Annotated in this window: 21 protein-coding genes and 1 pseudogene; 11 read left to right on the top strand and 11 right to left on the bottom strand. The window is 66.3% G+C overall.

The features are described 5' to 3' along the window. Complete coding sequence (locus tag VXD91_RS24255; RefSeq protein ID WP_212807728.1) at window positions 1-507, bottom strand: winged helix-turn-helix domain-containing protein; 507 nt, start codon at window positions 505-507, stop codon at window positions 1-3. A 193-nt stretch (window positions 508-700) separates the two neighbouring features. Here VXD91_RS24255 and VXD91_RS24250 point away from each other — a divergent pair, with 193 nt between their 5' ends. Continuing rightward, window positions 701-1,498 (top strand): DUF1906 domain-containing protein, encoded by a 798-nt coding sequence (locus VXD91_RS24250; RefSeq protein ID WP_212807729.1) that lies wholly within the window; start codon window positions 701-703, stop codon window positions 1,496-1,498. Window positions 1,499-1,508: 10 nt separating this feature from the next. Next, entirely contained in the window at window positions 1,509-2,099 is a 591-nt protein-coding gene (locus tag VXD91_RS24245) for a hypothetical protein (protein ID WP_212807730.1), read from the top strand. Between the two features lie 7 nt (window positions 2,100-2,106). Here the strand turns inward: VXD91_RS24245 and abc-f are convergent. Both abc-f and VXD91_RS24235 read right to left on the bottom strand, forming a co-directional pair. Beyond that, window positions 2,107-3,752 (bottom strand): annotated as a pseudogene (abc-f, locus tag VXD91_RS24240) (ribosomal protection-like ABC-F family protein). Between the two features lie 48 nt (window positions 3,753-3,800). Continuing rightward, window positions 3,801-4,238 carry a hypothetical protein gene (locus VXD91_RS24235; RefSeq protein WP_212807731.1) on the bottom strand — a complete coding sequence of 146 codons (438 nt, stop codon included), beginning with the start codon at window positions 4,236-4,238 and terminating at the stop codon, window positions 3,801-3,803. Between the two features lie 184 nt (window positions 4,239-4,422). Between VXD91_RS24235 and VXD91_RS24230 the strand changes: the two genes are divergently transcribed. Continuing rightward, window positions 4,423-4,926 (top strand): hypothetical protein, encoded by a 504-nt coding sequence (locus tag VXD91_RS24230; protein WP_212807732.1) that lies wholly within the window; start codon window positions 4,423-4,425, stop codon window positions 4,924-4,926. A gap of 13 nt (window positions 4,927-4,939) precedes the next feature. On the opposite strand, the gene VXD91_RS24225 is transcribed toward VXD91_RS24230, so the two are convergent. From VXD91_RS24225 to VXD91_RS24215, 3 genes are read right to left on the bottom strand one after another with little or no spacing between them, the layout of a single operon-like run. Continuing rightward, window positions 4,940-5,527 carry a TIGR03086 family metal-binding protein gene (locus VXD91_RS24225; RefSeq protein WP_212807733.1) on the bottom strand — a complete coding sequence of 196 codons (588 nt, stop codon included), beginning with the start codon at window positions 5,525-5,527 and terminating at the stop codon, window positions 4,940-4,942. Window positions 5,528-5,532: 5 nt separating this feature from the next. Further along, window positions 5,533-6,006 carry an SRPBCC family protein gene (locus VXD91_RS24220; RefSeq protein ID WP_212807734.1) on the bottom strand — a complete coding sequence of 158 codons (474 nt, stop codon included), beginning with the start codon at window positions 6,004-6,006 and terminating at the stop codon, window positions 5,533-5,535. Next, window positions 6,003-6,359 carry a metalloregulator ArsR/SmtB family transcription factor gene (locus VXD91_RS24215; RefSeq protein WP_212807735.1) on the bottom strand — a complete coding sequence of 119 codons (357 nt, stop codon included), beginning with the start codon at window positions 6,357-6,359 and terminating at the stop codon, window positions 6,003-6,005. Before VXD91_RS24215 ends, VXD91_RS24220 begins: the two co-directional genes overlap by 4 nt. Before the next feature lie 238 nt (window positions 6,360-6,597). Here VXD91_RS24215 and VXD91_RS24210 point away from each other — a divergent pair, with 238 nt between their 5' ends. Then, the gene (locus VXD91_RS24210; protein WP_212807736.1) at window positions 6,598-7,950 is read left to right on the top strand and encodes a hypothetical protein; all 1,353 of its coding nucleotides are present in this window, start codon (window positions 6,598-6,600) and stop codon (window positions 7,948-7,950) included. Then, window positions 7,947-8,918 carry an Abi-alpha family protein gene (locus VXD91_RS24205; RefSeq protein ID WP_244872722.1) on the top strand — a complete coding sequence of 324 codons (972 nt, stop codon included), beginning with the start codon at window positions 7,947-7,949 and terminating at the stop codon, window positions 8,916-8,918. Before VXD91_RS24210 ends, VXD91_RS24205 begins: the two co-directional genes overlap by 4 nt. 15 nt (window positions 8,919-8,933) lie before the next feature. Here VXD91_RS24205 and VXD91_RS24200 read toward each other — a convergent pair whose 3' ends face one another. Further along, window positions 8,934-9,899: an MBL fold metallo-hydrolase gene (locus VXD91_RS24200; RefSeq protein ID WP_212807737.1), complete on the bottom strand. Its 966-nt coding sequence runs from the start codon at window positions 9,897-9,899 to the stop codon at window positions 8,934-8,936. Beyond that, window positions 9,896-10,468 carry a carboxymuconolactone decarboxylase family protein gene (locus tag VXD91_RS24195; RefSeq protein ID WP_212807738.1) on the bottom strand — a complete coding sequence of 191 codons (573 nt, stop codon included), beginning with the start codon at window positions 10,466-10,468 and terminating at the stop codon, window positions 9,896-9,898. The genes VXD91_RS24200 and VXD91_RS24195 overlap by 4 nt, the downstream gene beginning before the upstream one ends. A 164-nt stretch (window positions 10,469-10,632) precedes the next feature. Between VXD91_RS24195 and VXD91_RS24190 the strand changes: the two genes are divergently transcribed. Continuing rightward, window positions 10,633-11,184 carry a TetR/AcrR family transcriptional regulator gene (locus VXD91_RS24190; protein WP_212807739.1) on the top strand — a complete coding sequence of 184 codons (552 nt, stop codon included), beginning with the start codon at window positions 10,633-10,635 and terminating at the stop codon, window positions 11,182-11,184. A 35-nt stretch (window positions 11,185-11,219) separates the two neighbouring features. After that, on the top strand, window positions 11,220-12,086 hold the full coding sequence (locus tag VXD91_RS24185; protein WP_212807740.1) for an arylamine N-acetyltransferase: 867 nt from the start codon (window positions 11,220-11,222) through the stop codon (window positions 12,084-12,086). Here the strand turns inward: VXD91_RS24185 and VXD91_RS24180 are convergent. After that, window positions 12,083-12,613: a TetR/AcrR family transcriptional regulator gene (locus VXD91_RS24180; protein WP_212807741.1), complete on the bottom strand. Its 531-nt coding sequence runs from the start codon at window positions 12,611-12,613 to the stop codon at window positions 12,083-12,085. The two genes, VXD91_RS24185 and VXD91_RS24180, sit on opposite strands and share 4 nt — an antisense overlap. Window positions 12,614-12,698: 85 nt before the next feature. On the opposite strand from VXD91_RS24180, the gene VXD91_RS24175 reads away from it, so the two are divergent. Beyond that, window positions 12,699-13,724 carry an aldo/keto reductase gene (locus tag VXD91_RS24175; RefSeq protein ID WP_212814484.1) on the top strand — a complete coding sequence of 342 codons (1,026 nt, stop codon included), beginning with the start codon at window positions 12,699-12,701 and terminating at the stop codon, window positions 13,722-13,724. An 8-nt stretch (window positions 13,725-13,732) separates the two neighbouring features. Beyond that, window positions 13,733-14,866, top strand: a complete 1,134-nt coding sequence (locus VXD91_RS24170) for an ABC transporter substrate-binding protein (RefSeq protein WP_212807742.1) — start codon at window positions 13,733-13,735, stop codon at window positions 14,864-14,866. A gap of 34 nt (window positions 14,867-14,900) precedes the next feature. On the opposite strand, the gene VXD91_RS24165 is transcribed toward VXD91_RS24170, so the two are convergent. Then, window positions 14,901-15,776 (bottom strand): MerR family transcriptional regulator, encoded by an 876-nt coding sequence (locus tag VXD91_RS24165; RefSeq protein WP_244872720.1) that lies wholly within the window; start codon window positions 15,774-15,776, stop codon window positions 14,901-14,903. Window positions 15,777-15,857: 81 nt separating this feature from the next. Here VXD91_RS24165 and VXD91_RS24160 point away from each other — a divergent pair, with 81 nt between their 5' ends. Beyond that, on the top strand, window positions 15,858-16,196 hold the full coding sequence (locus VXD91_RS24160; protein WP_212807743.1) for a nuclear transport factor 2 family protein: 339 nt from the start codon (window positions 15,858-15,860) through the stop codon (window positions 16,194-16,196). Next, the gene (locus tag VXD91_RS24155) at window positions 16,193-17,032 is read left to right on the top strand and encodes an SDR family NAD(P)-dependent oxidoreductase (RefSeq protein ID WP_212807744.1); all 840 of its coding nucleotides are present in this window, start codon (window positions 16,193-16,195) and stop codon (window positions 17,030-17,032) included. The genes VXD91_RS24160 and VXD91_RS24155 overlap by 4 nt, the downstream gene beginning before the upstream one ends. A 30-nt stretch (window positions 17,033-17,062) precedes the next feature. On the opposite strand, the gene VXD91_RS24150 is transcribed toward VXD91_RS24155, so the two are convergent. After that, window positions 17,063-17,578 carry an XRE family transcriptional regulator gene (locus VXD91_RS24150; protein ID WP_212807745.1) on the bottom strand — a complete coding sequence of 172 codons (516 nt, stop codon included), beginning with the start codon at window positions 17,576-17,578 and terminating at the stop codon, window positions 17,063-17,065. Window positions 17,579-17,606: the final 28 nt, after the last annotated feature.

The raw sequence follows: 17,606 nt of genomic DNA, 5'->3' as shown, positions 1-17,606 counted from the left end.
TCACGCCGACCGGATCGGCCGCTGGTCCCGGAACCGTGTCGAGGGCTGCGGATCGAAGCGATAACCCTTGCCACGGACCGTCGTCAGCGTCAGGGCGTGTGCACCCAGCTTCACCCGGAGCCGTCGCACATGGGTGTCGACGGTCCGCATCGAGGCGAAGCCCGCGTCCCAGACGTTCTCGATCAGCTCTTGTCGCGAGATGATCCGTCGCGGGTGCTGCGCCAGATAGGCCAGCAGCTCGAATTCTTTGTAGGCCATGGCGATCTGGTGACCATCGACGCTGACCTGCCGGGTGGTCCGGTCGATCATGAGTCCATTCATCGGCAGCGGAGCGCGGACCGGAGCTGTACCGGCCACCGACTTCTCCACCCGAGCGCCGGGCACGCGATACGCGAGAAATGCGCTGAACTCGTCCATCAGAGTCGTCACCTGAGCCAGTGCATCGCGGGTGGGAAGCTCCACCGTCAGCACCACCTGCGGTGCCCGCACGCTGCGGCCCTGATACATGCACACTCCCTCATCGATCCGAACTCCAGTGTTCGCGAGGACGACGGCGCTGGACATCGTTACCGTCACCTTGAATCGAACGAGCCTCCGCCCTGGCCGACAAACGACGGCCGATGAAACAGTCTGGTCACGATCTGGAATCAGCACGTCACGGCCACAACTTTCACATCTGTCGCATTGTTAACATCGCGAAATGCAGGACTTCCCGGAGACCACCGGCCTTCGGCGCCCGTTCTCGCGTCGTGATGCGCTGCGCTATGCCGGCGCCGCGTCGGCACTGGCTGGGCTGAGTGCGGCCGGTCTCGGCCTGCCGACGGCCGCTGCCGCCGCGCCCACACTGATCGACTTCGCCATGAAGCAGATTCCGGCGCAAGACATTCGGGCCGCCGGGCACGCCGGCGTCGTCAACTATGTCTCGACATCGCGCCCCGGCTCGTCCATGGGGGCGAAGCCGATCACGCTGCCGTATGCCCGGTCACTGGCCGCGGCCGGACTCGCGATCGTGAGCAACTACCAGTACGGCAAGCCCGGCGGCACCGCTCCGTCCGATTTCACGCGCGGTTACGCAGGCGGCGTCGCCGATGCGCGCACCGCCTGGCAACTGCACACCGCGGCGGGCGGCGGCCAGAGCGCACCGATCTTCTTCTCCGTCGACGACGACATCAGTCGCGAAACCTGGAACAACGTTGCACTGCCGTGGTTTCGCGGCATCAACTCCGTCCTCGGGCCGCAGCGCACCGGCGTCTACGGCGGCATCAACACCTGCCAGTGGGCCGCGGCCGACGGTGTCATCGGGCGCTCGACCACGCCCGGCAAGGTGTGGGCATGGCAGACCCGATCCTGGTCGGGCGGCAAGATCTATCCGGCGGCAGTGATGTACCAACGGATCGTCAGTACCGCGTCGAATCCGGGTCCGGTGGTCGGTGGTCTCGAGGTCGACGTCAGCGACGCCCTGGCCGCCGACGTCGGGCAGTGGAACCTGCATCCGTGAGGACGCGGTCGTGACCACAGCCATGGAGATCCATGGCTGGCGCGACCTCGGTTGGATCGTCGGCATCGCGCTGGTGATCATGATCGGCTCGCTGGTGATCACGCCGGTGTTGGTCCGACGTGGGCTCAAGACACCGGCCGGGCTCCGGCTGATCAACCGGATCAGCGTGCGGGCGGTCCAGCTGGTGAAGCGGCCGATCACCATCATGGTGCTCGACGAGGTCATCGACGTCATCAAGACCGGCCACTACACCCGCAACATCTCCAACGCCATCGAAGAGAACTACACCGAGCTGAAAGCCCTTGCGGCCGACAAGATCCGCACCGATTCGGGTATACCCGTCATCAGCCGAATCCCCGGGTACGACAAGGTCGTCGGCCAGGCGAGCGAATCGGTCATGCACGTCCTCATCGCGATGCTCGCCGATCCCCGGATGGACGAGTTCGTCTCCGACCTGCTCCGCAACAATCTGGAACAGATCCAGGACGCGGTCCGCCGCCGCGAGCACGAGCGCGCCGCGTCGTTCCGACAGGCCGGCGCGCCCGCGACGGCGGCAGTCGCTGATGCCGCCACGTCCCGACCTCCGTCTGGTGACGTCTGATCGCCGGCTACAGCTCGGTGACCCGTCCGCCCTCGACCAGCCACGAGCGATCCAACCGGACGTTCTGCAACATGCGGCGGTCGTGCGTCACGAGAAGCAGTGCGCCGTCGTAGGTTTCGAGCGCCTGCTCGAGCTGCTCGATGGCCGGCAGGTCGAGATGGTTGGTGGGCTCATCGAGCACCAGCACATTCGTCCCGCGTGCCTGCAGCAGCGCCAGGCCCGCCCGTGTTCGCTCTCCGGGAGACAGCTCGTCGACGGTGCGTTCCACGTGGTCGGCGCGCAGGCCGAACTTAGCGAGCAGCGTGCGCACGTCCGCGGTCGGCATGACGGCACGAATTGCTCGAAGCGATCGACGAGGCGGCTGTCGCCGGTGAAATCGGCACGCGCCTGGTCGATCTCACCGATGGCGACATTGGTGCCCAGACTCGCGCGGCCCTCGTCAGGCTGTTGCCGACCGAGCAGGAGCCGCAGCAGCGTCGACTTTCCCGCGCCGTTGGGGCCGGTGATACCGATCCGCTCGCCGGCATCGACCTGCAGCGACACCGGACCGAGGACGAAGTCCCCCTGTCGCACAACAGCATCGTCGAGCGTTGCGACAACCGAACTAGACCGCGGTGCCGCACCGATGGTGAACTGGAGCGTCCACTCCTTGCGGGGCTCCTCGACTTCCTCGAGACGGGCGATCCGGCTCTCCATCTGCCGGACCTTCTGCGCCTGCTTCTCGCTGGACTCGGTCTGTGCGGCGCGCCGATTCTTGTCGTTGTCGGGTGCCTTGCGCATCGCATTGCGCACACCTTGACTCGACCACTCCCGCTGCGTGCGTGCGCGCGCCACGAGATCGGCCTTCTTCTCGGCGAACTCGTCGTACTGTTCGCGGCGGTGCCGCCGCGCGACCTCACGTTCTTCCAGATAGCTCTCGTAACCGCCGCCGTAGACGGTGGTCCGGTTCTGCGCCAGATCGAGCTCGACAACGCGGGTTACCGTGCGGGCCAGGAACTCTCGATCATGGCTGACCAGCACCACGCCGCCGCGGAGATTCCCCACGATCTCTTCCAGGCGCGCCAGTCCGTCGAGGTCGAGATCGTTGGTCGGCTCATCGAGCAGGACGATGTCGAAACGCGACAGCATCAACGCCGCCAACCCCACGCGCGCCGCCTGCCCGCCCGACAACGCCGTCATCAGCGTCGACTCCGGCCGCACCGCGTCGGAATCGAGCCCCAGGTCGGCCAACACCGCCGGCAATCGCTCTTCGAGATCCGCCGCCCCTGTCGCCAGCCAGTGATCCAGAGCAGCGGAGTAGGCATCGGCGTCCGCAGTCGAATCGGCCAGCGCCTCGGCTGCGGCGTCCATCGCCTTGGTCGCGGCCGCACATCCGGTGCGACGCGCGACGTACGCGGCGACCGTCTCCCCCGGCACCCGCTCGTGCTCCTGCGGCAGCCAACCCACGAAAGCGTCGGCCGGCGCCAGACTCACCACGCCGTCAAGCGGTGCGAGTTCGCCCGCCAGGATCCGCAACAGCGTGCTCTTGCCGGCACCGTTGGAGCCGACGACGCCGATCACATCGCCGGGTGCCACCGTCACGTCGAGCCGCTCGAAGAGCGTGCGGTGGGCGAATCCGCCGGCGAGGTTGGTCGTGACGAGCGTCGCGGTCATGGGCCAATCGTCGCATCACCGCGGCTGCCCGATCCTGCGCGGAGCCGCCTACGCCGTGATGCGCATTTCCTGGCCCGGATGCGAGCCCAGGGTGACGACGACCGTGCCGCTCCCGGTCGCGAAGTTCTTGTTTGCGTAGCCGATGAACCCGTAGTGCCCGTCGATCGTCGAGACCGCGGAGATGTCGCCTTGCCCCGAGGCGCCGGTGTCCAGATTGCGCCACGCGGCCGTCACCGTCAGGGAGCAGGAGCCGTCGTAGATGCCGGCGTCGTAGCGGATCGACACCCCGATGCCGTGCCCGACGTCATTGCCGATCTGAACCGGCGTCTGCTGCGCGTCGGCGCTCACGGTGCCACCGCATGTCGGGGACGCGACCACGGGAACCGCAGCCAGTTGCCCGAACGCATCGGCATGGGCCGTCACCAGCGACAACCACGGCGCGGCGACCGCGGCGACGAGCGCTCCGGCCGCGCGCAATGGGGTCATGTCAGTGCTATCGGCGCGGGCGGCGGCAGTGTTAGCGCCCGGCGGTGGGCATATTTCCCGTACCCCAGGCGTTATCAACGTTTGTCTCAATTGTCACATGGGTACCGTTGATAACAGCACCCCAGTGTGGGTGCTCCGCTCGACAGAGAGTCCATACGTAGAAAGAGCCGAATGGGTTATCGCTATGAACACAGTTCTGTACTTCAGCACCAACGGCGCCGTTTATGAGACCCGCGCCTACACACCAGCGGACATCACCGATCTGATTCAAGGCCAACGGCTGCAGTGCCTGACCAGCACAGACCGACAGTTCGACTTCTGGTTCAGCCCGACGGCACGCCGGTGCCAGCGCCGCATCAATCGCAAGGCAACCGAACTGTTGCTGGCGACAACGACTTTCACGGCGAAGACTGTCCCCCTGCTGCGTGGGTCCATTGTCCTGGCCAGCCATGACGCCGACGGGGATCTCGACGGGCTGAGCTGGCTGCAGCTGGATCAGCTGTCCGGACTGGATCGCACGCTCACCGCCCGCGATGAGCGAATCCTGAATCGCCGCATCATGCGCGAAGAGCGCCGCCTGCGTGGCGAGACGGCCACCAAACCACGCGTCGCCGCCGCCTCCACTCCGTCGACCGCGAAAGCTCAAACCGGCTTGCGCTGGACGGGTTTCGCGGCCCCGGCACAGTAGCGGCCGGGTCCTCTCACACTGCTTGACGCGTACCGGCCGACCAGGCCGGATCCCGGCCGATGAACCCCATCAGCCTGGCCACCGGGCCCGCGTCGTCCGCGACCGCGACGGGTGGCCCGTACTGCCCCGATGAGCGCAGCAGGTCCTCGATCCCCGTCATCCCGGCGAGCATCTGCTCAGCGAACTCGGGGTCCAGGCCGGAGTCGCGCCCGATCGCGGCGGCCAGATCCCAGGTGTGCATGTACACGTCGGCGGTGTAGAACCGGTCGATGGCGTCGGCAAGCCGGTGTGAGCCCGCCATCGGATGGCTGAAGTCGCCGTCGGCCGCGTCGCCGTCGAGCAGACCCTGCACCGCCGCGGCGTGTGCGACCCATGCCGTGAGCGGGTCGTCGGCGACGGGCGGACCGACGGGCAACACCACACCGCCCGCACCGAGGAATTCGGTGAACCAGCCGACGAGGTGCCCGACGATGTCGCCTGCGGTCCAGTTCGCCACCGGCGTCGGAGCCGACCAATCCCGCACGGCTGCAGCATGTTCGGTGAATCCGGCGGCGATGCGGCGGTGCCGTTCGGCGGCCGTGAGTGCGTGCAGCGCAGCCATGGCGCTCAGAGCTCGCCGAGCAGTGCGTCGAGTTTCGCGTAGCCCTGATCGACGCCCGTCTCCATCCCGGAGGCCAGCCAGGCGTCCCGTCCCTCGAAGCTGTCGACCAACGACTGGCCGTGGAGCCGGGTGCGGCCGTCACCGAGGTCCTCGAACCACAAGGTCTCGAGCGAGACGGCGTCGGGCATGCCCTCGAAGGTGAAAGTCTGGACGATCTTGTCCGCGGCGACGGTGTGGAAGCAACCGCGGAAGCCGAACTCCTGACCGTCCCGGACCGCGACGTAGCGCCAGCTCCCGCCGTCTCGGGCGTCCCACTCCACGATGCGGGTGTCCATACCGTCGGGCCCCACCCAGCGGGCGAACACGTCCGGATCGGTGTGCGCCTTCAGCAATTGCGCCGGCGTGGCGTGGAAATCACGGGTGATGCGGATGAGTGGCACGTCCTTGTCGGCTTCGATGACGGCCTGCGCGGTGTTCATGATGCTCTGCCCTTTCGTCGCGGTTTCGATTCGTTGTCATTCATCTCTGCCAGCACCGCATCCAGGCGCTGGTAACGCTGTTCGGCCTGCTGTTGGTAGCGCTCGATCCACTTGGTCATCAGGTCGAACACCTGCGCTTCCAAGTGCACCGGCCGGGTCTGTGCGGCCCGGCCCCGGCTGACGAACCCGGCGTCCTCGAGCACTTTGAGGTGCTTGGACACCGCTTGCATGCTGACGTCGTACGGTTCGGCGAGTTCGCTCACCGTTGCGTCGGCCGTCGTCAGCCGGGCCACGATGTCCCGTCGGATCGGATCGCTCAGCGCCGCAAATACTTTCGACAGCTGGTCGGTCATCTTCTTCCTCAACTATTTGGTTGAGTACGAGTGTGCGCGCCGACGCGATCGTTGTCAACCCATTGGTTTAATACGACGCCACCAGGCAGTCCGGTGAGTGCCGCTACTGCGACCGATATCGGGCTGAGGCGAAAGCGTGGCCTCAGTCGAGCACCTTGGCGTGGCAGCAACCGCTAATGTGCACACGCACAGGTGGCAAACCACACGTGGTGCGGATCAGTGTGCGCAGCGAAAGGCGGTGAGGTCGACGTTCAACGAACTGTGGGGCTGGTTGCTCGATCGCGACTGGACGTTGAGCCAGATCCACACCCCGATGGAGTGGTTCGCGTTCCTCAGCATTCCGTTGTTCACCGCGGTGATCGGCTGGCTCATCAACTGGACCGGCCTGATCATGCTGTTCTATCCCGTCAACTTCCACGGGTTCAGAATCCCGGGAATGGCCGAGCTGGCGCGGCTGTTGCCGCACAAACTTCAGGAGATCCCCGGCATCCTGCAGGGCGGGGTCGGCTGGCAGGGCATCGTGCCCGCCCGCGCGGCCAAGATGGGCTCGATCGCATCCGACAAGGCCATCGCCAAGCTCGGCACGCCCGCGGAGTTCTACCAGCAGCTCGAGCCGGACATGATCGCCGAGCACATCGTCAAGCTCTTCGAAGCCGAGATCCCGCAGCTCGTCGACGAGGTGATGATCGCCAACGACCCCCAGTTCTGGCGCGACCTGCCGACCGTCGGCAAACGCGCGATCGTCGCGCGGGTCCAGTCGCAACTACCGGACGTGGTGCGGTCGATCACCACCGAGATCGGCATCCACATCGACCAGCTGCTCGACCCCAAGATCATGGTCATCGAGCACTTCCGGAAAAACCCTGACCTCGTCATCCGCGTCTTCAAGGACATCGGCCAGCGCGAGCTGAACCTGATGGTCAACTTCGGCTTCATCTTCGGGTTCCTGCTGGGCATCCCCGTCGCGTTCATCGACCACTGGTTCCACACCTGGTGGATGCTGCCGATGCTCGGCGTCATCGTCGGCTGGATCACCAACGCGCTCGGCATGTGGCTCATCTTCGAACCGACCGAGCCGACCCGCTATTTCGGCATCAAGTTCCAGGGCCTGTTCCTGCGGCGGCAAGAGCAGGCCGCCGAGGTGTACGCCGGGATCATCGCCGACGACGTCATCACGCTGGAACGCATCGGCGACTTCCTGATCGACGGTCCGAGCGGCGACCGCACCCGCCAGATGATGGCGGCCGCGCTCGGCCCGGCCATCGACCGCGCAGCCGGACCCATCCGGGGCGCCGCGCGGGTGGCACTCGGCGCCCAGGCCTACGACTCGATCAAGGCCGGCTTCGCCGCCGAGGCCGTCGGCCGGACGCTGACGCCCTTCAAGGACGAAGAGTTCTCGAAAGCGCAATCAGGGAAAATCCGCACGCTGATCGCCCAGCGCACCAAAGAACTTCCGCCGACCGACTTCGTGGAGATGCTGCGTTCGGCAATCAGGGAAGATGAGTGGATGCTCTACGCTCACGGCGCGATCATGGGCGCCGCCGGTGGCTTCCTCCACTACGGGATCTTCTTGGGACTTGGTGTGGCATGAGTGACAACCGACGCCAGCCGCCCAGACGACGCCACGCCCAGTGGGGACCAGTCAGCGCCACATTCTCTCCCCCATCGGAACCGTCCGCGGCGCTCCTACCCGCGAGCGAGATCGGCGAAGCACTGCCCGGCCTCGTTCGCCTGGCCGCAACGGCCTGGGTACGCACGGCGGAATGGACCCTCGTTGCCGGGCTCAAGACGGGCCGCCGCGCACTCGAGATAGTCGCCGACCCGGCATCGGCGGCCGACACCGCACGCGAGCTGATCTCCGGCGTCGCGCAGGCCGGCACCGTTTTCGGCGAGGTGGCCAAGGCCGTCTCGAACGGTGTCTCGGTGTCGCAGGCCGTCGTCCAGGTGAGCGCCTCGCTCACCGACACCGCGACGACGACGCACACGGTGTCACACCAGCAGGAAGACGAAGAGCGCCAACGCCAAATGGAGCAGTCGTTGCGTGCTCAGGGGCAGGCGCTGCTGACCCGCTCGCGCGACGTGTGGAACACCGAACGCGGCCACCCCGCCTACGCCCGCATCCTCGAGGAGATGGCGCCCGACGAGGCCCGCATCCTCCTGCTTCTCCTGCGCGGCGGCCCACAGCCGGCGGTCGACGTCCGCACGGGCGGCCCCATCGGCATGGTGTCCTCGCGGTTGGTGGCTCCGGGCCTCAACATGATCGGCCCGCGGGCGGGCCTGCGCTATCTGGACAACGTGCCCGCCTACCTCAACAACCTGTTCCGGCTGGGACTGATCTGGTTCTCGCAGGAGCAACTACGCGACCCGCTGGAATACCAGGTTGTCGAGGCCCAACCGGACGTGCTGGCCGCGATGCACTCGGTGCGCGCGCACAAAGTCGTCCGCCGTTCGATCCACCTCACCCCGTTCGGCGTCGACTTCTGCCGCGCCTGCCTGGTGTCCGAGGACGAAGACGTCGCCGCCCTGCCGGAGCATCAGGCACCTCACGACATCGAGTGAAGGGGCGGGGCGCTCCTAGCCGTGCGCGCGCGCGAGCTGCGCGGCGATGGACTCGATGGCCTGCGTCAGGTCCAGGTACGGGATGCCGGGGTCACGTTCGTGGTAGATCGCGGTGACGATGATCGGAAGTGTCGCAGCGGCTTCCGGGTAGTTCTGGATGTCGATGCGAGCGACCGCTTCGGCCACCGGCACACCGTGGTCGTACAGGCGGGTGGCGTCGGTGTGCAGGGTAGACCAGAACCGGATGCCGCGGTCGATGGCCGCGTTGATCTCGGGCCCGATCAGGACGGGACCGTGCCCGGCGACGACTGTCCGGGCTCCGAACGCGCGGATGCGCTCGAGCGCCCTGATCCAATTCGGGATCGAGCCCGACCAGGTGACCGCAACCGGGTTGTGCGTCAACAGATCTCCGGCGTACAGCACACCCAGCTCGGGGAGGTAGGCGATGGCGTCGCCCACGGTGTGCGCCGGCCCCAGTTCGTGGAGTTCGACGTCGATTCTGCCGACTCTCAAGGCCTTTTCACCGTTGAAGGTGGTGTCGGCGGCACGAACCCGTACTTCGGAGAAGTCGAACGGCCGCCCGAGTGGTGCGAGGGCCTGCAGCGGACCGCCCGGCTGGGTATCGGTGTTGAGCAGTTTCGTGGTGAGGTCGGCATGCGCCTGAGTCATCAGCGCACTGGCGGCCTCGGTGGTGATGATTTCGGTATCAGCGGCGAATACCTGATTGCCGAAGAAGTGGTCACCGTCGGTGTGGGTGTTGAAGACGTACCGCACCGGCGCTGACTCGGTCAGTACGTCCATCTGTGCGCACATCGCTCGTGCGTGTTGCACGTCGTAGAGGGTGTCGATGACGAGCGCTTCGCCCGCGCTCACCACCAGGCCGGCATTGGCCAAGCCGAGGGCTTCATTGCCGGACAGGAAAACATGGGCTCCCCCACCGAGGTCGAATAGGCCTTCCTCGAAAGGGATTTCGTCGGTCATCGTTCGTCCTTTGCTCGTTCGTCGTGCAGCTTGGCGGTGGCGTCCACCAAAATGTTCGCCGCGTCAATGCCGCCCTCTTCGGGGACGATGCCGAGGGTCTTGATGAACATCGCGGTCATCACGTAGTGGCCGGCCAGCAGGGTGATCTCGGCAATTTCGTTGTCGGAGAAGAACTCCTGCATCGCTTCCGTGCTCGCCCCGCCGTCCTTGATCTGCGCCAGCAGGTCATCGACGAACGCGATGAGCACGTTGACGCGACGGTCTCCGAACTCTGTGGCTCCTGACACGACGCCGTCGATCATCGACTCCGGCACCCCGGCTGCTCGCGCTTCGGGCACGTGGTGATGGAGCTCGTACGGGGCGTTCGTCATCGCGCCGACGCGCAAGATCACCAGCTCCCGCGTGTCGGCCGCAAGCGCGCCCGTCCGGAACGAAAGCCCCAGTGACAGATACGGCTTCGCACTGGACCTCGTCATGACCAAACCTCGCGACAGGTTGGCCGGAAACAGGTCATAGACCTCGCGTTGCGCGGGATCGAGGTCCTCCAGGCTTGGCAGTCGAACAGCCATGAATCCTCACCTTCGCTTCAAAAGGGTGCTTCTCGGCGGTGCCCATAAGATACGGAGCGTTTCCTACTTTCACGGTAGCGCGGGCCGTTAAGATACGCAACGTGCCTAATCGAGAAGCGGCCGTACCGCCCGGGCCGGTGTCACGACGCCGGGACGACGCGCTGATGTCCGCCATCCGAGACGCCACGTGGGCTGAGCTGACCGAACACGGATACGCCGGCGTCACCTTCGAAGGCGTCGCGCGCCGCGCGCAGACGGGCAAGCCAGTTCTTTACCGCCGCTATCGTTCTCGCGCACAGATGGTCACCGACGCGCTTCCGACGCTGCGTACCCCACCGTTCGAGGTGGCGTCGTCCAAGGGGCTTCGCGAGGACATCCTCAGGATGGTCGAATCCCTGGTCGATCAGTGGCAACAGATCGGGCTCGACACCTACCGCAACCTCATCGCCGAAGCCGACGAAGCCACCCTGGAGACTTTCCAAGCGAAGGTGGCCGCACACACCGACCATACGATTCGCCGCGCACTGGACGCCGCGCGCGATCGAGGCGAGATCGGACCGGCCAGGATTCCCGACCGCGTGGCCACCGGCATTCTGGCACTCATGCGCAACGAATTGTTGCTCGCACACAACACCATTGAGCGCAGCGCCCTTGCCGAGCTGGTGGACCTCATCTACCTGCCTGCGGTCGAGGCCGCCTCACGTAGACCCAGGTAAGCATGGGTCTGCAGACCGCTGACTATCGTGGGTTTGTGACCACGTGGCATGGCGACGAACTCGATCTTGACGCTTATTTCGCGCGCATCGGCTTCGAGGGCGAGCGACTCCCGTCCGCCGCGACCCTGGCCGCTCTGCACCGGGCCCACACCACCTCGATTCCGTTCGAGAATCTCGAGATCATGCTCGGCCGGCCGATCCTCCTCGATCTGAACACCCTGCAGCACAAGATGATTCAGTACCGCCGCGGCGGCTACTGCTACGAGCACGTGACGGTGTTCGCAGCGGCCCTGGAGCGGCTCGGTTTCCGGTTCACCGCGCTCGGCGGGCGCGTCACCCTGGGCGCGGAGGGGACCGCGCGCCCGCGCACCCACGCGCTGATCGTTGTCGAGTTCGACGACGGTCGGCGCCGGCTGTGTGATGTCGGATTCGGCCGCGGGCCACTCGAACCCATCGAGCTGATCGCGGGTAACGAGGTCGATCAAGACGGCTGGCAGTTACGCCTGTCCTCGGCTCCCCTCGGCGCCGACACCGAGGTGTTCCATCCCGACGAGTGGACGCTGTGGCAGCGGTCGAGCGTCGATGGCACGGTCGGATGGCTCGACCGGCACGTCTTCACGCTCGACCCGCAGTATCCGATCGACTACGCCGTCGGCAACCACTTCGTGTCGACCTCACCGCGCTCACCGTTCACCACCCGGCCGTTCGTTCAGCGATTCGCTGCCGACGTCCAGCACGTGCTCGACGGAACTACGTGGACCACAACGAATCCCGACGGAACCTGCTCCACACGCGACGTCGAGATCTCTGACGTACCAACCTTGTTGGCCGACACCTTCGGCGTCGAGTTGTCCGGTGAGGACGCTGCGGCTCTGGTCGACTGGATGCGGGTGCGCCTCTAGCTGGCCGGATGGAACCCGCGCAGGACGGTGTCGAGGTGTCGCCGCCAAATGTCGTCGCCACCGCCGGCCGCGGCGATGCCGCGGAGCGCCCAGATGGTTGCGGTCACGTCTGCGGTCGTCACGTCCCGCCGGATCGCGCCGGATCGCTGCCCGCGCGACAGCAAGGCTGCTGACTGCTGCCGGAGTTCCTCCACGAGGTGCTGTGGCGCGAGGTCGCCCCACAGAAAGGCGGACAACCCGCTCTTGCGGACGAGCTCGGCACCCACGGTGTGGAGGAAGACGCTCAGGCATTGCTCGTCGGGTGCCGCGTGCGCTTCCTCAGCAGCTGTCAGTAGGCGCCCGAAGAACTCGCTCAACACTTCGCGGACCAGCGCCTCCTTGTTGGGGAACCGTCGATAGAGCGTTGCCGGACCGATCCCGGCGGCCTGGGCGACGTCCTCCAAAGTCGCCTGCGGGCCGTGCTGCGCAAACACGTCCTCGGCAGCGACGACCAATCGGCTGCGGTTGGCTGCCGCATCTCGTCTCATCGTCGGCTCCATTTCCAGGCGTACTATCTGATAGTGAAACTATCACTTATTGCGAAGGGGTTCGACAGTGACGGCTGTTGATGGCATGGCACGGGTGCAGATCGGCCATTCGGACCTCCGTGTTCGGCCGGTCGGTCTCGGCTGCATGGGGATGTCGCAGAGCTATGGAGACGCCGACGATTCGACGTCGATGCGAACCATCCGTGCAGCGCTCGACTTGGGCGTGGACCACCTCGACACTTCGGACGTTTACGGCGCTTCCGATATCACCTGGGGCGTCCCGATCCGCGGGTTCGGCCACAACGAGGAGCTGATTGGCAAGGCCATTTCCGGACGTCGCGACGAGGTGGTGCTGGCCACCAAGTTCGCCGCCCGGATCAACGACACCAACGACGGGATCGCCATCGACGGGCGGCCCGAGTATGCGACCGCCGCTTGTGAAGCGAGTCTCCGGCGTCTCGGTACCGACGTGATCGACCTGTATTACTGTCACCGCCTCGATCCGCGCGTCCCTATCGAGGAAACGGTCGGGGCCATGGCCGAGTTGGTCGGTGCGGGCAAGGTCCGCGCGATCGGTCTCAGCGAGGTGGGGCCCGAGACCTTGCGCCGAGCACGGACGGTGCATCCGATAGCGGCGTTGCAGAGCGAGTATTCCCTGTGGGAACGCGGCGTCGAGGGCGGTATCGCGGAGACGTGTGCTGCGTTGGGGATAACGCTGGTCGCCTACAGCCCGCTGGGCCGCTCCGCACTCACCGGAGCGTTGGCTGCCGACGCAACCTTTGCGAAGGGCGATCTGCGCGCCACCAACCCGCGCTTCACCGCGGAGAACCTGGAGACGAACCTGGCTCCCGTGGCTGCACTGAACGAGCTGGCCGATCAAAAAGGTTGCCGCCCGGGCCAATTGGCGTTGGCCTGGCTGCTTTCGCGCCCCTTCCCGGTGGTGACGATTCCCGGGACCAAGCGCGCCGAGTATGTGGCCGAGAATCTTGCCGCCACCAACGTCGCCCTCAGCGCCGACGAATCTGCCTATCTCTCAGCGGCTTTCGCACCGGGAACCATCGTCGGCGACCGCTACGCGCCGGCGCACGCCCGCACTGTGGCGCCACGCTGAGCGCGCAGATGACGCCCACCCCTGCCGCCCGCCCCCTTGTGCTCGGTCAGATCGCATCACTGACCGGCTCCAATTACATGGGGTTGGAGAACTTGGCCGGCGCCGAGCTGGCGGTGCAACAACTGAACGACTCTGGCGGCGTGCTCGGACGCCGTATCGAGTTGCGCGTCGAAGACGACGGCAGCCTCCCGCAGGGCGCAGTCGATGCTTACGGTCGGCTCGCCGGTCTGCGAACAGTCGCGGTTATCGGCACTTCGTTCTCGAATGCCAGTCTCGCCGTCCTGCCACACACCGACGGACACCAATTGCTTTATGTCTCAACTGGTGCCGCGCACACGCAGGTCGATCCCGTGCGGCCGTACGCCTTCATGACGCCGCCGCCCGGGCATCTGGTGGCCGAGCAACTGCTGCGGTTCCTTCACGGCGCCGGCATCACCGAGATCGCGGTCGTCATCGATGCCGACAGCGCGTTCAACCGGGATGCCTGGGCGGCCCAGAAAGCCATGCTCAGTCGTCACGGCATCGCGGCCGTCGCCGTCGTGTCCGTCAACGTGGACACCGACGATTTCGGTCCGGTAGTCCGCCGGCTCGCCGAGAGCTCGGCACAGGCGTTGATGGCTTGGGTGACCGGCCCACCGGCAACGGGTTTGGCACTGGCTTTTCGAGCCGCCGGGCTCAGCATGCCGATGGTGATGGGGATCGGGGCAGCAAGCCCGGGATTTGTGGACTCGGTCGGACCCGCCGCCGAGGGCATCATCGTCGGAACGTCCTTGGCGAGCATCGGTTCAGACGTACCAGAGCCGACGATGCGACTCACGATCGAAGCCCTGACCGCACCCTTCGAACAGCGCCATGGCGCGCTCCCATCGCAGTTCGCCGTCGACGGTTACGTCGCCGCCAAACTCATCGCGGCGTCGATCGAAGCCGCGGGCACCGACGACCGTGGCGCCGTCCGGGACGCGATGGAAACGCTGACGTACGTAACGGCTGCCGGCCGATACGCCTTCTCGCCCACCGACCATTCGGGCTTGGACGTCGATGACGTCGCCGTCGCCGTCATTCGGGACGGCCGGTTCCGTCTCACGCCGTGGTCCGCAGGCAGGCTACGAGAGCACTTGTGCCGCACGGACACGAACCGCTGACGATCGACGGTGTCGGTCTGGTCGCGGGCTGCTGTCAGTCCGGCGGCGGCGTGGTGCTGAAGACCGGCCAGCAGATCTCCGTAGCGGTGAATGTTGTTGGAGCTGCGGGTGTTCCGCCGAGGTAGTGTTCACGGATCGGACCCTGGCCGCTGATCAGGTGCTCGTTCGCGTATTTGCCCAGTGCCCCGTAGCTGCGGTCGATGCTTTCGTCGTGACCACCGGAGTGGGTGAGCACCGCGTATTCGGCCTTGGGTAACACCTCCGCGCGGACACCGTCCGGAGGCTCCGCCGATTGCGGCGCGGGAACGAACAGGGTTGCGTGGCCGCGTGATTCGAGAAAGAGCGCCCGGTCGTAGAGGCCGCCAGGCACGACGAGGGACGGTGCGCCTACTGCGGCAACTGCGTCTCGCAGTGTCCTCAGCGTCGCCGCGAACCAGCTGTCGATCTCGGATACCTCGATGGTGGCGCCGATGGACCACACGGCCAGTGCCGGCTCATGGCGCACTGCCACGAAGGCGGGAGTCTGCACGGGCGAAAGCAACTCGCGCAGCGCGCCAACGGTGTCACGCGTCTGTTGCAGCTGGACCTCCATCTGTTCGAGATGAGCCGTGATGATCTGGGTGCGCGTCGCGGCGTCGTCTGTGGTCAGCAGCGCTTTGATGTCGGGAATGGACATGCCGAGGGATCGAAACCGGCGAATGATGTGTGCATGGTCGACCTGGCTGGTGTCATAGAAGCGGTAGCCGGTGTACGCGTCGACGTGTGCCGGTTCGAGGATCCCGATGTCGTGGTAGTGCCGTAGCGCTTTCCTACTCAGGCTGGTCATCACGGCGAAGTCACCGATCGAAACCTGTGCGCCCACGCCGTCCTCCTCATGCGATCCGCCGCCCGCGTTATCGGCTGAGGCCATCCTGCAGTCTCCCCCTAGGGCAAGGTCAACATCGCGGCCCCGACTTGACCCTCCCCCTACAGGAAGCTCCACCGTGAGGTCATGACCACAGATTGGGATGGCCTCCCGGACAACATAAAGACGTTCATGACCGCGCTCAGCACCCCGCAGGACGGCCGCGCGGTTGCCACCTTCACCGCCGATGCGGTCGTGACCGATGAGGGGCGCGACTACACAGGCCGTCACGAGATTGGAGCCTGGCTGACCGCCTCAGCCGGCGAGTACACCTATACCTCCGAGTTCACCGGGGCGACCACCACCGACACGACCATCGACGTCGGTCAGCATCTGGAGGGCGACTTCCCCGGCGGGGTCGTCGACCTCCGTTTCCGCTTCACCCTCGACGGCGAGTCGATCAGCCGGTTGGTGATCGAGCCATGAGCCGGAGATGGTTCATCACCGGCGGTACGCCCGGCGGCTTCGGGGTGGCCTTCGCCGAAGCGGCGCTCGAGACGGGAGACCGTGTGGTGCTGACGTCCCGGCGCCCGCAGGAGCTGGCGACCTGGGCCGAACAGTACGGTGACGCCGTTCTCGTCGTGCCGCTGGAACTCACCGATGCAGCGCAGGTACAGCGCGCGGTGCGCGCGGCCGAGGAGCACTTCGGCGGTATCGATGTGCTGGTCAACAATGCGGGTCGCGGTTGGTACGGATCGATCGAGGGAATGGACGAGACCTCGTTGCGGGCGATGTTCGAACTGAACTTCTTTGCGGTGCTGGCCGTGACGCGCGCCGTGCTGCCAGGCATGCGCGCCCGCGGAAGCGGGTGGATCGTCAACGTGTCCTCGGTGGCCGGGCTCGTGTCGGCCGTCGGATTCGGCTACTACAGCGCGACGAAGTTCGCCATCGAAGCCATCACCGATGCGCTACGCGACGAGGTCGCCGCACAGGGCATCTCCGTCTTGACGGTCGAACCCGGAGCGTTCCGCACGAATGCCTACGCCGGCTTCGCCAATGAGCCTGTCGCTGAGGCAATTCCGGAATATCACGACATGCTGGAGCAGGTCCGTGCCACCTTCGTCGGGATGGACGGTGCGCAGCCCGGCGACCCTCGCCGCGGAGCTCGTGCGGTACTCGCGGCGATGGCCCAGGACCCGCCGCCCCGCCGGCTGGTCCTGGGCAACAGCGGATACGACGCCGTGATCGATGCGCTGGAGCAGAACCTGGCCGACATCCGGGCGAACGAAAGACTCTCTCGCAGCGCGGATTTCCCTTCCTAGCCGGGCGGCCCGGCTTCCTTCCGCCGGCCCTCACCGCGGGGTGGTGATCACCACTACCGCTTCAGCAGCACCATCGGGAGCGGCGAACCGGTGGCGGCGATCGCTCAGCCAACTCAGCGTCGCCCCCTCCTCGACCAGACTCTCCTCACCGACCGGCCCGGCCAGCACCTTGCCATCGACAACCGTGAGGTGCTCGCGAACGCCGACCCCGTGCGACGGCGAGATGTGCTCGGCGCCATCGGGGAACTCCAGGCGGAACACCTCAACGGTCACCCGGGGCAGGTGCCGCACCGAAAGCAGCACCGTGCGCATCCCGCCGTCGGCGGCTGGGTGCACGCCCGGGGTCTCGCCGACCAGCGCGGTCAGCGGCACATCCAGGGGTTCACACAGGGCATAGAGGGTCTCGACCGTGGGATTGCGGCCGCCCGACTCGATCTCGGACAACGACCCCTTGCCCACCCCGGCTCGGCGGGCGAGCTCGGACAGGCTCAGACCCCGCTCCACCCGCAGCTCTCGCAACCGGCGACCGACCTCTCCCGCATACATCTCTTCATGGTACGTTCTGTTTACAGAA

Source organism: Mycobacterium sp. SM3041, from assembly GCF_039668335.1.
GTDB lineage: Bacteria > Actinomycetota > Actinomycetes > Mycobacteriales > Mycobacteriaceae > Mycobacterium.
The sequence above is the reverse complement of the archived record's forward strand: the minus strand, read 5'-3'. Positions and strand labels throughout refer to the sequence as shown.